This window comes from Bradyrhizobium sp. UNPA324 (assembly GCF_006658635.1).
Lineage (GTDB): Bacteria > Pseudomonadota > Alphaproteobacteria > Rhizobiales > Xanthobacteraceae > Bradyrhizobium > Bradyrhizobium nanningense.
On sequence record NZ_LFJD01000004.1, the window covers coordinates 4,418,412 to 4,431,001 of the forward strand.

The 12,590-nt window shown below is 64.7% G+C and carries 12 protein-coding genes and 1 riboswitch; of the genes, 1 reads left to right on the forward strand and 11 read right to left on the reverse strand.

Annotated elements, in window-relative coordinates; translation table 11 throughout:
- Nucleotides 1-2: 2 nt before the first annotated feature.
- The 9 genes from puuE to UNPA324_RS21290 all read right to left on the reverse strand — a co-directional run bounded on the left by puuE (nt 3) and on the right by UNPA324_RS21290 (nt 8,453).
- A complete protein-coding gene (puuE, locus tag UNPA324_RS21255) occupies nt 3-938 on the reverse strand; it encodes an allantoinase PuuE (RefSeq protein WP_128919812.1) in 936 nt (311 codons plus the stop codon).
- A complete protein-coding gene (locus UNPA324_RS21260; protein WP_141935787.1) occupies nt 939-1,352 on the reverse strand; it encodes a DUF3830 family protein in 414 nt (137 codons plus the stop codon).
- A gap of 87 nt (nt 1,353-1,439) precedes the next feature.
- Nucleotides 1,440-1,715, reverse strand: a complete 276-nt coding sequence (locus UNPA324_RS21265) for a hypothetical protein (protein WP_141935788.1) — start codon at nt 1,713-1,715, stop codon at nt 1,440-1,442.
- A 618-nt stretch (nt 1,716-2,333) separates the two neighbouring features.
- On the reverse strand, nt 2,334-2,915 hold the full coding sequence (locus tag UNPA324_RS21270) for a hypothetical protein (RefSeq protein WP_141938953.1): 582 nt from the start codon (nt 2,913-2,915) through the stop codon (nt 2,334-2,336).
- 101 nt (nt 2,916-3,016) lie between these two features.
- Nucleotides 3,017-5,248 (reverse strand): TonB-dependent receptor, encoded by a 2,232-nt coding sequence (locus UNPA324_RS21275; protein ID WP_141935790.1) that lies wholly within the window; start codon nt 5,246-5,248, stop codon nt 3,017-3,019.
- Nucleotides 5,249-5,362: 114 nt separating this feature from the next.
- A riboswitch (cobalamin riboswitch) is annotated at nt 5,363-5,576 on the reverse strand.
- Nucleotides 5,577-5,678: 102 nt separating this feature from the next.
- On the reverse strand, nt 5,679-5,930 hold the full coding sequence (locus UNPA324_RS21280; RefSeq protein ID WP_245471875.1) for a hypothetical protein: 252 nt from the start codon (nt 5,928-5,930) through the stop codon (nt 5,679-5,681).
- A gap of 144 nt (nt 5,931-6,074) precedes the next feature.
- Entirely contained in the window at nt 6,075-6,284 is a 210-nt protein-coding gene (locus UNPA324_RS21285) for a hypothetical protein (RefSeq protein ID WP_128919407.1), read from the reverse strand.
- A gap of 150 nt (nt 6,285-6,434) precedes the next feature.
- Complete coding sequence (locus UNPA324_RS35225) at nt 6,435-6,611, reverse strand: hypothetical protein (RefSeq protein WP_164936251.1); 177 nt, start codon at nt 6,609-6,611, stop codon at nt 6,435-6,437.
- Between the two features lie 105 nt (nt 6,612-6,716).
- The gene (locus UNPA324_RS21290) at nt 6,717-8,453 is read right to left on the reverse strand and encodes an adenylate/guanylate cyclase domain-containing protein (RefSeq protein WP_128919406.1); all 1,737 of its coding nucleotides are present in this window, start codon (nt 8,451-8,453) and stop codon (nt 6,717-6,719) included.
- 324 nt (nt 8,454-8,777) lie between these two features.
- Here UNPA324_RS21290 and UNPA324_RS21295 point away from each other — a divergent pair, with 324 nt between their 5' ends.
- Nucleotides 8,778-10,976 carry a lytic transglycosylase domain-containing protein gene (locus UNPA324_RS21295; RefSeq protein WP_141935792.1) on the forward strand — a complete coding sequence of 733 codons (2,199 nt, stop codon included), beginning with the start codon at nt 8,778-8,780 and terminating at the stop codon, nt 10,974-10,976.
- A 76-nt stretch (nt 10,977-11,052) separates the two neighbouring features.
- Here the strand turns inward: UNPA324_RS21295 and UNPA324_RS21300 are convergent, their stop codons facing one another.
- Together UNPA324_RS21300 and UNPA324_RS21305 are read right to left on the reverse strand one after the other, a co-directional pair.
- Entirely contained in the window at nt 11,053-11,415 is a 363-nt protein-coding gene (locus UNPA324_RS21300) for a hypothetical protein (protein ID WP_141935794.1), read from the reverse strand.
- Nucleotides 11,412-11,600, reverse strand: a complete 189-nt coding sequence (locus UNPA324_RS21305) for a hypothetical protein (RefSeq protein WP_128919403.1) — start codon at nt 11,598-11,600, stop codon at nt 11,412-11,414. The genes UNPA324_RS21300 and UNPA324_RS21305 overlap by 4 nt, the downstream gene beginning before the upstream one ends.
- Nucleotides 11,601-12,590 lie beyond the last annotated feature (990 nt).

A 12,590-nucleotide genomic window follows, 5' to 3' on the forward strand; every position in this document is an offset into this window, starting at 1 on the left:
CGTCAACCGATCTCAAATGCGTCGGCGGCAAGATGCGCGTGCCTGGCGTGCCAGTGCTGCGCGATCTGCAATCGCGTCGGCACCCAGACGCGCTCGTGCTTGGCGATATAGTCGAGGAAGCGGATCAGGCCCGCAGCGCGGCCCGGCCGGCCGGAGAGGCGGCAGTGCAGACCGACCGACATCATCTTCGGCGCGGTCTCGCCTTCGGCATAGAGCACGTCGAAGGCGTCCTTGAGGTAAGTGAAGAACTGCTCGCCTTCAGCAAAGCCCTGCGGGTTGATGAACCGCATGTCGTTGGCGTCAAGCGTATAGGGAATGACGAGCTGCTTGCCGCTCGCACCCTTGACCCAGTACGGCAGATCGTCGGCATAGGAGTCGCAGAGATAGCGGAAGCCGCCCTCTTCCATCAGCAGACGGTTGGTGTTGATCGAGGAGCGTCCGGTGTACCAGCCGAGTGGACGCGCGCCGGTGGCTTCGGTATGGACGCGGATCGCCTCCGCGATCTCGGCGCGCTCCTGCGCCTCGGTCATGTCCTTGTGCTCGATCCATTTCAGGCTGTGGCTGGCGATATCCCAGCCCGCTTCCTTCATCGCCGCGACGATCTCGGGATTGCGCTTCAGCGCGGTGGCGACGCCGAACACCGTGGTCGGCCAGTTGCGCGCGGTGAAGATCCGCCACAGCCGCCAGAAGCCGGCGCGCGAGCCGTATTCGAACATGGATTCGATATTGGCGTGGCGCTGGCCGGGCCAAGGCTGCGCGCCGAGCACGTCGGACAGAAACGCTTCCGAGGCGCGGTCGCCATGCAGGATGTTGTTCTCGCCGCCCTCCTCGAAATTGACGACGAACTGCACCGCGACTCGGGCATCGCCGGGCCATCGCGGGTGCGGCGGGTTGCGGCCGTAACCGCGGAGATCGCGCGGGTAGCTTGTATCGGTCACTTAGACTTCCTCGAAGCGGATCGGCAGGGCGCCCTTCCACAGCACACTCTTGCCCAGCGGCGCGAGATTCTCCAGGCCAGAGGTCAGCGTGATGAAATGGTTGCCGGCGAGCTGGCCCATCTTGCTCGCGAAATGCACGCTGCCATAGGCCAGCAGGATCTCGGTCTCGCTGATGCCGCCGGGATAGAGAATGATCTGGCCGGGCGCGGGATAGCTGGTGTGGTTCTCGTAGCCGACGCCGAAATCGAGATCGCCGAGCGGCATCCACACGCCCTCGCCACTCCAGCGCACATGGATGATGTGGCTTTCGAACGGCAGTGACTTGCGAAAGGCCGCGACGGTCTTGGGTGCCAGCTGCTCCTCGAAGCGGGCATCGAAGGTGAAATCGCCGGCTCGGATAACGAGTTTGCTCATCTCATCTCTCTGGATCGGGGCCTGTGGGCCCCGGAAGCTCTCAAGCAAGAGCACTCCCGGCGGCTTCGCGCAAGTGGCGCAGCCGCATCACCTGCGGTCGTAGGACCAGCCGAAAATGCCGCTCCGCCGCGTCTCCGGTTCCGGCTCGGCGGCAGGCTGCAGCGCCTCCTTCAGCTCCGCCTGCGGCGGCGGCAGCGGTGCCGGCAGGTTTTCGCATGCCATGGAGTAGACCAGCTTGCCGTCTGCGGTACGCCCGATCGGAGCACAGGGATCCTGACGTCCGGCCGCGGTCTTCGCCGTCATCTTGACCTGCGCGGCCGCCGGTGAGGCCAGTAGCAGCAGGATCAGCAGATATCTCGACATCGTTGTCGCCTAAAGCTCGATCGGTCCATTGAACCGGATTGCGGCGGGCAAGTCCATCGGCGCCAGCGGGCATGATTGCCGAATATTTAGCCGGCATGGGCTGGGCGACCTGAGCACAGCCTGGTCGAGACGACCTCGGGGGCGCAACTGTTCATCGCCGGCTCCGCTCGTGTCCCGGACCAGCCGCAACGCTTTGAGCGTTGCGGTGCAGAGCCGGGACCCAGGGCGACACGGCACGATGCGGATGGATGGGCCCCGGCTCAGCAGCGCACCGCTGAAGGAGCGCTGCGCTGCGTCCGGGGCATGAGAGTGAGTGTGGCCGCGCGCTTTCTCCTGCTCGTCATTGCGAGCGAAGCGACTTGTCCGCCGAAGCCTTGGCGAAGGCGGAAGCAATCCAGAATCCTTCCGCGGAGGGATTCTGGATTGCTTCGTCGCAAGGGCTCCTCGCAATGACGGCGTTTGAGGCGTCAGCTTGCTTCTCCAAGTGACGCTGTCATTCCCCGCGAAGGCGGGGAATCCAGTACGCCGCGGCCTCTCGGTTCTATCGCTGGCGCCACTGGAATACTGGATCGCCCGGTTGAACCGGGCGATGACACCACGTGTGTAACTGCAGATCGCTCAGGCCGACATTGCGCCCTTCCGCCCGAACGGATCGATCAGGCGGACGATCTCGCAGACGGCGACGAGGCCGGCCAGCCAGACGGCGCTGGTCAGCCCAATGCGCAAGACGATGGCGAGGGTGAAAGCGCCCTCTCCGCCGAGGACCGGCGTCGCGGCAAGCAGCGCGAGCTCGTAAGTCCCGTAGGCGGCGACGAGCGCGACCATCATCATCGGCGGCGTGCGGCCCTGCGGCAGCATGCGGAGGACGGCCGACGCCGCGGCGGTCGACACAAGCGCAGCCGCGCCGATGACGAAGCCCCAGGCGATCGTGCTGCCGTCGATGGGATAATGCAGCGCGCTGAAACCGATGGTCTGGTTGACCAGCCAGGCGCCGGTGACGACGAGCAGCGCCGGGCGCAGCGGCAGCATCGCCGCGGCAACGACCGCGAAGGCCGCAAACGGCGTCGCACAGGCAAATGCGAAGCTTGCAAGCGCGCATGATGCGGTCAGCAGCGCAAAGCAGAACATCGGCGCAAGGCGCGGCGCGACCGGGTGAATCCGGCAGCCGTCGCCGCGAGACGGCAGGATGCCGCGAGTCATGATGCTAAGAGTCATGATGCTAAGAGGCATGAGTGATCTCCTTCTTCGAATTCCAGTCCATTTGAGGGCGTGCGACGGCCCTGGCGAGGTGAAAGCCTTGATCAGAACGTAGCGCCGGCCTTGAGCAGATAGGTGCGGCCGGGCAGCGGATAGGCGCTGAAACGGCCGTCCGTGAAGGTGCTGGCGATGGCATAGTCGTAGTAAAGTGCATTCAGCACATTGTTGACGCTGAGCGACCAGAAATAGCGCTCATACTGACCGCTGAGCTTGAGGTCGATCGTGCCATTGGCCGGGATCGGCTTCTGGGTGCCCGCCTGGTCGTTGTCCATGCGCCGTTCGCTCCAGAAGCGCGCGGTGGCATCGAGCACCAGATAATTCTGCCGGATGTTCCAGGTGACACCCGCACTCGCCGTATAGCGCGACACCAGCGGCACGTCGTTGCCGGCCCAGACGCCTTCGCGGAAGACGGCGCGGGTATAAGCCATGCCGGAGCGCAGCAGCAGGGCCTCGTTGACGCGATAGGACAGGCTGGTCTCCGAGCCGTAGCGCCGGGTCGGATCGAGATTGGTGTTGTAGAACAGGACCGGGCTGAAATGGACCTCGTTGGTGAGGTCCATCAGATAGAGGCTGCTCTGCAGCTGCAGCCCCCCGCCCTTGATGTGCAGACCGCCCTCGATGTCGTGCGAGGTCTGGGTCTTGAGCTGGAACGTTTGCGGGATCGCCGCGAAGGTCAGGGGATCGAAGGAAGGCCCCGAGGACAGGCGCTCGTCGACGTCAGGCGTGCGGAACGCGCGCGCGGCGCGGCCGAACAGCGAGACCGTGTCATTGAGGCGATGTTCGGCCCCGAGATGCAGCGCATATTGGGTCTCGTCGCTCGTCAGCGGCAGCGCGCCGATGTCGGCGTTGAACGGCGCCGCCGCGTCGAAATTGTCGCGTGCCTCAAGACGGACATTCTGCACACGTGCGCCGTAGGAGACATCGGTCGTGGGCAGCACCCCCAATGTGTGCTGGACATAACCCGCGACCGTCTGCTGCCTGAGGTCGTAATTGTGCCAGGCGGCGAGCCGCTGCCCCGCGCCGCGGTTCTGCTGAAAGCTCGCATCGTAATAGTCGATGCCGGTCAGGAGCTGCGATGGCATGCCGAGCAGCAGGCTCTTCACACTGAGCCGCGGCGTGATCGACCATGTCGTCAGATTGGAATCGACATAAGTCGACGTGAAGAAGGCCGGAACCGGCGTCGGGCTGGAGAAGAACGCACTCTGCTGCTTCTTGTCGCGCACACCGCCGTCGACGATGAGATCGACGCCGTTGACCAGGGTCTTGGCGAAGCCGGCTGTCGCGCCAAAGCCCTGCTGGTTGGCGTGGTTGAACGGCGTGCTGGTCCCTCGGCGGTTGCTCTTGAGCTCATCGAGGCCGATGGAGGGATCGACGGTGCGGCCGCCCGGCAGTCGCAACTCCTGATTGTCGCCGGTGACGGTAAGAAAAGCGGTCAGGCCTGATGTGGTGTAGTTGAGATTGCCGACGCCGTTCTCCTGGGAATAGCGATTGTTGTCGCGATAGCCGTCGGTCCTGACGGCATTACCGTAGAACGAGGTCGACCACGGACCGGAATTGAGCGAGGTCGAGACGTTGCCGAGCTTGGTGTTGAACGAGCCGAAGCCGGCTTCGATGCGCGCCGTCACGGGCGGTCCGCCGATTCCGGTCTTGGTGACGATGTTGATGACGCCGCCGACCGCGTTGTCGCCGTAGAGCACCGCTCCGGAATTTCCGCGCGTGACCTCGATACGCTCGATCGAATGGAGCGGGATGGTGGAGAGGTCCACCTGCGCCATGTCGACGTCGTTGAGCCGCCGGCCGTTGACCAGCACCAGCGTGTTGGCGGTGGCAAAGGCGCCGAAGCCACGCAGGTCCACGCTGGTCTTGGCGCCGATCTGGCCGCCATAGAACGTCGTGATCTGGGCCCCCGGGGTCTGCGCGGCGATGATCTCGGCAAGCGTCTGCGACGGCGAATGCGCGATATCCGCGGCCGTGATGACGGTCGTGGCGGTCCCGATGATGCCGCTGTTGGCGGCAACAGCTTCCGAGCCGGATGAGCCGGTGCCATCGCCTGCCGGCGCGAGATTCACAGTTCGCCGCGGCCTCGTCGCGTCGCCCTCACCGATCGCTCTGGCCCGCGTGCGGTTCTGATCGTCGGGCTTGCTCACTTCGATCGGCGGCAACTGCTCGGCAAGAGCCTGCTGGGCGGAGGCGGAGGATAGATCGAGCGAGTGGAGTGAGACAGACGCGAACAGGCCAGCGCGGAGGCGCCGGACGGCAGAGACGAAACGGGACAATGTTGTAACCTCGGTATGACGTCAGTGGCACGTCACAGCGAACGAGGTTTCACGGCGGAGCAATGAACCGCTCCGGTGAAGCCAATGTCTGTACTCCCCGACCGACATCTTCGCGTGTGACCACGGCTGACGGCAGGTCTCCTGGCTCGCGGGTCATTACCTTGCGTCGCCTTCCCAGGACCGAGATTCCCAGTGGCACAGGACGAAAGATTCACCGCTTACAGTTGCGGGGGCAGCCGTGGCGTTGAGACAAATCCCGGCGTTGGGACCTCCCGCACCACATTCCCTTTTGATCTCCATGGGGAGAACCGTCGCGATCATTTACGTGTCGTTCCACCGGAGAGTCAATCGAGTGGTCGATCGATGTCGGCGCCGCGAGCCGGCATCGACGCACCGGCCAATGCAAGTCCACGAAACGGGTGCCGGCCGCTCAGGTTCGCCCTCGCAAACGTTGGGCCTGCGCCCAGGCGACAGCGACATCGCGTGGCGGAACATCGACGCGCTTGATCGGGGTCAATTCGCCGGAGGCCGAGACGATCGCGGTTTCCTCGCGCCGGCAGCGCGTGCAGACAAAACGGACCTCATGCGGGGATGCCGACCAGTTCGACCGCTTCACATTGGCCGCCATCGGCCAGGCATCGCAATGCGAGCACGACACCAGAAATCGACCTGGATCGAGCATACCCATTTCCATCGGACTCCGCGTCCTGCCGCCTCCTTCAATGATTAATCCAAGTGAATCGTTCCGGTGCCCAAGCACCGTCAGTTCCGCCCGATCAGCCGGCGACCTCGGGCTCGCGTTCCCGCCGCCGCAGGCGTCGGGATCTCAGCGCGCGCCCTTGAGGGTGCAGGAGGTCGAGCAGGTGACGGTGGTGCCGTGATCGCATGCTTTGCAGGCGTTGACGCACTGGTTCATGTCGCGGGGGTTGTAGCTGTAGTTCCGCAGCGCGCAGACCGGCGTCGAGCCGGTGATGTCCTGCTCCTGGTCGCAGGCCGCCGTCATGAGCGCGATGATGATCACGGCAACGAGGCGCATGGAATCGCCCTGTCAGGCATGGCAAATGGCACTCACGAGGCACGTTGCATTGCAGCGAGCCCCGGCCTTCCCACCGCTGGCATCGCCGATCAGCGACGCCCGCATGCCTAAGGATGCGCGCCAAATCTTAAGAACGGATTGCTGCCGGCCTCAGGCCGCAGCCTTGGTCGCGATCGCCTGCCGCATGTCCACCGCCAGCTGACGGTACTGCTCCGAAAGCTTCAGATAGAACTCGCGCTTGGTGCTGTCGGTGGCGAGCTTGGCGATCAGCTCGCATTCGGCGGTGAGTGTCTCGAACCGTTCCAGCCTATCCTGAAGTTCTGGCATCGGCGTGTCCCCATCAGACGCCTCAAGGACATCCAACCTAAGCCCGGGAAATAGGTCACGGCGAACATCGTTATCGAGCAGAAGCAATTTTTCCGGTGCGGCAGCCTATTTGCTGTCGAGGCGCCAGGCGCCGTCCCATCCCTCGCCCGGCGGGCTCGCCTCGAACTGCGCGACGCGCCCGAGCATCGTGAGCGAGGGGCCGTCGCCGGGGACGGCTTCGAGCGCCGCGTTGAAGGCAGCACGCGCCGCATCGAAGCGCCGGGCGCGATAGGCGGCGAGCGCTTCGACATAGTGCATACGCAAGCTGTCCTGCGCATCGGTGAGTGCGCCCGCCCTCGCCATCACCTCGAAGATCGCCTGCGGCGCGGTCTGGCCGGCGACGGCCAGACGATCGATCTCGCGCAGCTCGAGCCGCGATCCGATCGCTTCGGCGGTGGCCTGTGAGATCAGGATGCGGGTGCCATAGACCTTGTTGACGGCTTCCAGCCGCGAGGCCAGGTTCACGGCATCGCCCATCACGGTGAAGCTCATCATCAGTTCGGAGCCGATGCTGCCGGTCAGCACCTCGCCGGTGGCAATGCCGATCCGCAAGTCGCACGGCGCGGGCATGGCGCGGATGCCGAGCAGGTCGGGCAGCTGGCGCTGCAGCGCGGGGACCTGGTCGGCCATCTCGATCGCCGCGATGCCGGCAAGGAGCGCCTGCTCGTCATCCTCGATGAAGGGCGGGCCCCAATAGGACATGATGGCATCGCCGATATACTTGTCGATGATGCCGCGATTGCTCCTGATGGGGGCGGACATCACCGTGAAATAGTGGTTCATCACCTTGACGAGGCCGCGCGGCGTCATGCCCTCGCTCATCGAGGTGAAGCCGCTCATGTCGCAGAACATGATGGTCATGACCCGGCGCTCGCCGTCGATCGCGACCTCCGGCCGGTCGATCAGCCCCTGCACCACCTTGGGATCGATGTAGCGGCCAAAGGTTTCGCGGATGCGCTCGTTGTGCCTGAGCTGCTCGGTCATGCGGTTGAAGGCCGCGGCGAGCTCGCCGATCTCGTCCTGAGTGGAGACGGTGATGGTCTTGTCGAAGCGGCCGGCCTCGACCTCGCGGGTGCCGGCGAGCAGCAGCCGCACCGGGCGCGTGATGCCGCTGGACACCAGAAGGGCAAAGACAAAGCCGACGATCGCCGCGAGCAACGTCACGACGCCCGAAACGACGATCGCCTGATGCTGGCGGCTGATCACCTGCGAGGTCGAGAAGAACACCTGCGTCAGCATGTCGGCGCGGATTGCATCGACCTTCCGGTTGAACTGATCGCGCAGCACGTCGATGTGTTCCAGCGTGCCGCGGGCCTCCGCCATCTGCTTGGCATCGACCTGCTTGAGCAGCCTTGCATGGTCCTCGTTGAGATCGCGCCGCAGCTCGGTGACGGCGGTCTCGATGCGGATATCGATCCGCCCCAGCGCGGCATTGTCGGAATAGGTTCTGGGGTCGTCGATGATCGCGTTGACGAGGGTACGCGCGGCCTCGGCCTCCTCCTCGATCTTGCGGTCCGATTCCTCGAAGTCGCGAAGGCGCGCCGCATAGGCCTCCTCGTCCGACGGGGCCTCCATCCTGGTCATGACCATCCGCCGCAGCGCCAGCCCCCGCTCCAGCGAGCGGATGTTGGCGCGGGCCAGATGGCTATAGGCCGGAATGTAGCGGTTGGTCAGCTCGTCGAGCAGGACACCGACCTGGCTCGACATCACCATCGACAGGATCGAGGTGACCAGCATCAGGACGATCAATCCGAGGGCGATGCCGACGATCTTGCGCCGGATCGACTGGTTGAAAATCGGCATAGGTACGGGAGCAAAGGCTGAAAGGACGGAACTAGGGAACTCAATACACCTGATTTGGCCGCCGGAACACGTGCATCTGTGCCTCCGTGACGCCGGGAGCCGTTTGGCGCGGCGCGCGGGCCCAATACGTTAACAAAAGATTAAAGAATTGCCTGTGCCGACACTTGGTGAGTTCCCGAGTTCCAATCCGGATTTTGCCGCATTGTTGCGACAGCGTGAGGAATGGGAGACGATACCGTGGCATCGTTTGGTGTCGTCTTTGATTCTCAAGCCGCATGTCGTCGCGGACCTTGGTTTGTAGTGGTTTCGCAGGGGGACCATCGAATGAACCAGTGCCTACGCTCGCTCGCGTGTGTCGTTGCCGTGGCCGCATTGGCCCTCCTCCCCACCGAGCTGGCGGCCAAGAGCAGCCACAAATCATCCGCGCCGAAGAAGTCGCATGAGGCGAAAGCCGGCAAGCCGCGTCATGCGGCGGCCAAGTCCTCGGCAAAATCGCGCCACGGCAAGCATGCCGAGGCCAAGCGCAGGTCGAAGAAGACCGACGACTTGCCTGCGGACAAGCCGGCCGCACCGGCGCTGACCGGCGACCTCGCCGCGCTGAAGGACGCGATCGACCTCGCGCGCAAGGGCAAGAGCGATGACGCGAGCGCGGCGCGCGACCGCATCATCGATCCCGCCGGACAGAAGCTCGCGGACTGGTTCATGCTGCGCCATTCCGAGAGCACCGCGAATTTCAAGCGCTACGCCGCCTTCCTCACGGCCAATCCGGACTGGCCGAGCCGCGCGCTGCTGCGCCGCCGTGCCGAGGCGCGGCTGTGGCAGGAGAAGAGCGACGCCGCCATTGTGCACAAATTCACGATGGATCGTCCGACCAGCGCCAAGGGCAAGTTCGCGCTCGCCCGCGTGCTGCTCGCCGAAGGCGACACCGACCGGGCCACGCGGCTGGTGCGCGAGGCCTGGCGCACGGATGAATTGTCCGAGCGCAGCGAGGAGGATTCCTACGAGGCGTTCCGCGATCTCCTCACCGCGGACGATCATCGCGCCCGCATGGACAAGCGGATCGGCGCCAAGGACTACGCCGGCGCGCGGCGCGCCGCAAAACGGCTCGGCGAGGACGCGCTTGCGATCGTCAAGGCCTGCGCCGCCGTGACCGGCAAGGCCAGCAAGGCCAAGGATTATCTCGAGGATGTGCCGAGCGAAGCGCGCCGCGATCTCGGCTATGTGCTGTGCCACGCGCAATGGCACCTGCAGAAGGACCGCATCGACGACGCCGCCGAGGTGATCCTGGCCGCAGCGCCCGAGACCATGGCGGCGCAGGATACCGATGTCTGGTGGCGCGAGCGCCGCCTGCTCGCCCGCAAGCTGCTCGACCAGGGCAAGTCCAGGACCGCCTATGACGTGGTGCGCACAGCCGCGGTGCCGGAGAAGGAAGTCTATCGCGTCGACTATCATTTCATGTGCGGCTGGATCGCGCTGCGCTTTCTGAACGATCCCAAGACGGCGATGGCGCACTTCGCCGCCGTCGACGAAGGCTCGGCCAATCCGATCGCGCTATCGCGCGCCCATTACTGGCGCGGCCGCGCCGCCGAGGCGATGGGCGCGACTGCCGATGCGCGCATGAGCTATCGGGCGGCATCGCGCTATCCGACGGCCTATTACGGCCAGCTGGCGCGTGCAAGGCTTGGCCTCGACCGCATCGAGTTGCGTCCGCCCTCGCCCGTCTTGGCCGCCGCCGAGACGCCGCCCGCGGACGAGCGCGTGCGCGCCGCCGACATGCTCTACGGCATCGGCGAGCGCGACGTGGTGTTCTATTACGCCGAGGACTTTGCCAAGGAGAGCACTGATATTACAGCGCTTGAAGCGCTCGGCGAGCTCGCCGGCCAGCGCAACGATGCGCGCGTCATGCTGGAGGTCGGCAAGACGGCGCTGGCGCGCGGACTCGCGCTCGACCATTACGCCTTCCCCACCATCGGCATCCCCGAACACAAGCAGGTCGCGCCGGCGATCGAGACCAGCGTGATCTATTCGGTGGCGCGCACCGAGAGTTCGTTCGACCAGCGCGACAAGTCGGCCGCCAATGCCGTCGGCCTCATGCAGGTGACGCCGGAAGCCGGGCGCGATACCGCAAAACGCTTCGGCTTGACCTACGACTGGGACAAGATGGTCTCCGATCCCGTCTACAACACCCAGATGGGCGCGGCCGAGCTCAGCGCGCTGCTGTCGGAATATCGCGGCAACCAGATCATGACCTTCGCCGGCTACAATGCCGGCCGCGGCCGCGTGCGCGAATGGGTGCAGGCGCGCGGCGATCCCAGGGATCCCAAGGTCGATCCGGTCGACTGGGTCGAGCGCATCCCGCTGTCCGAGACGCGCAACTACGTCCAGCGCGTGATGGAGAACGTGCTGGTCTACCGCGCAAGGCTCGAGGGCAGCGGCATGGTCGCCGGCAAGAGCGATCAGCGCGTCGTCACGCACGAGGCCGGAGCAATGGCACCCGTGGCGGCCGCAGCGTCCGCTCCCTAGTCGACGCCGCCGGGGCTGGACACCGGCGCCTGCAAGGTTGCGTCGCTGCGGCTTCCACGCGAGTGCAGTCGCGCAGCTAGATGTCACCTCCTTCCATCGTGATCAGATCGCGACCTTCCAGGGATGCGCCGGTCAAAGCTCTTGCGAAGGTCCAAGCGTGCATCGTGCAGCTCCAGCACCAGACCGCCCCCAGGACCGCCATCGTCTCGATCATGTTGCGAGCGGCAAGCTCGACGTTCGCGGCGGCCGGCTCTGTGCGCCCAGGCATTGACCATTGCGTGAAGAACGTGACGAGTTCGCCGCGCCGGTAGCAATCGTAGTCACAGAAACGGCGCTGTGTGCGCGCATGCCGGACATAGCCGGAGCGGAGCGACCGCGAGCAGGTGCTGCACGTGGCCGCGCGCAACGGGGGCTCGTGATTGACCACCACGAATTTCATGACGCCGCCCTCACGCCATCTGTCGCGAGCGCCTCGCAGAACAGCGCGTAGCACTGATAGTCGCAGTAAGGCAGACGGGTCGCGATCTCGCGGAGATAGCCGCCGCTGATCGGCTCACAGCACTGCATGCACCAGGTGTGCCGGAACGGGGTCCGGTCGTTCACGAGCACGAAGGCGAATCTCATGTGGCACCTCCCAAGGCGAAGCAGTAAACGCTGTCCAACGGAGACAGTGCGGGTGGTGGAGCGCAAAGATGGTTTCGGCCGTCCGGATTATCCCTGTTTCGCTCCACCTTCTGGGGTGGGATCAGAATGTATCTCCCGTCCTCCCGGCGCCGAGCATAGATCTGGCCGTCGACGTATTTGATGTCGGTCGGATAGCAGTCAGCGCTGTTGCAGCAACTGAGGCTCGGATTGTCCGGCATGTGCCAGGTCGAATAGAATTTCTCGTGCAGCGCCTGGTCCTGGGGTGGATGCTGGCGATGAACGGCACCTTGTCCAGTCTCCTGTGCCTGGACCGCAGCGGAGCCGAGGAGGACTAGCGAGCACAAGAGCTTGCATGAGCGCTTCAACGCACGGGCTCCCGGGTCAGACCTTCGGAACGATGTCAGTTCTCTAATTCGGCCTCAGGCAACCTGTACCCGGAACAACCACCGGCGGTCGCGTTCGCGACGGGTACGGAAGCGATCGACACACCTCTTGGAGCAGAGCGCGGTGCGCCAGGAATAGTAGCGGATCAGACCGAACTTGCCGCCGCACACCGCACAGCCATTGACTGAAGGGCAACGTTCGGACTGGGATAGGCCACGCTCAGGAAGTACTGATGTATCGCACATTGTTATCTCCCTCTGTCGCTTGATTGCTTGCGCTTTGCCAGTTCGTTCCCTTCGACCTCATGCGGGTCGTGCATTGTCGCGGCGGCGGCTGCATCTCGAGAATTGCGGCGGTTTGCCCCCGGTCGTTGCCTGTCGGTCAAACATCTCGGCCGCAAGCTTCAGACCGGTTCTCGTGCGCTCGCTGCGATCGGCTGGTCGACACTCCCGATTGGTCATGAGGCTAGTTCGCCGGGCACGAGATGCTCAATTGTACGGAGGTAAATGGCCGATATGATTAGGCATGGAGGCCCTATACCTAGGTTTGTCCCGTACTCGCTCAGGGCTCCCCCGGCTCATGTTC

Excerpts from the sequence above, each read along its gene's own strand:
- UNPA324_RS21260 (WP_141935787.1), bottom strand. The coding sequence starts at position 1,352 with ATGAGCAAACTCGTTATCCGAGCCGGCGATTTCACCTTCGATGCCCGC.
- UNPA324_RS21295 (WP_141935792.1), top strand. The coding sequence starts at position 8,778 with ATGAACCAGTGCCTACGCTCGCTCGCGTGTGTCGTTGCCGTGGCCGCA.
- UNPA324_RS21300 (WP_141935794.1), bottom strand. The coding sequence starts at position 11,415 with ATGAAATTCGTGGTGGTCAATCACGAGCCCCCGTTGCGCGCGGCCACG.
- UNPA324_RS21280 (WP_245471875.1), bottom strand. The coding sequence starts at position 5,930 with ATGCTCGATCCAGGTCGATTTCTGGTGTCGTGCTCGCATTGCGATGCC.
- UNPA324_RS21285 (WP_128919407.1), bottom strand. The coding sequence starts at position 6,284 with ATGCGCCTCGTTGCCGTGATCATCATCGCGCTCATGACGGCGGCCTGC.
- UNPA324_RS21265 (WP_141935788.1), bottom strand. The coding sequence starts at position 1,715 with ATGTCGAGATATCTGCTGATCCTGCTGCTACTGGCCTCACCGGCGGCC.
- UNPA324_RS21290 (WP_128919406.1), bottom strand. The coding sequence starts at position 8,453 with ATGCCGATTTTCAACCAGTCGATCCGGCGCAAGATCGTCGGCATCGCC.
- UNPA324_RS21270 (WP_141938953.1), bottom strand. The coding sequence starts at position 2,915 with ATGACTCGCGGCATCCTGCCGTCTCGCGGCGACGGCTGCCGGATTCAC.
- UNPA324_RS21305 (WP_128919403.1), bottom strand. The coding sequence starts at position 11,600 with ATGAGATTCGCCTTCGTGCTCGTGAACGACCGGACCCCGTTCCGGCAC.
- UNPA324_RS35225 (WP_164936251.1), bottom strand. The coding sequence starts at position 6,611 with ATGCCAGAACTTCAGGATAGGCTGGAACGGTTCGAGACACTCACCGCC.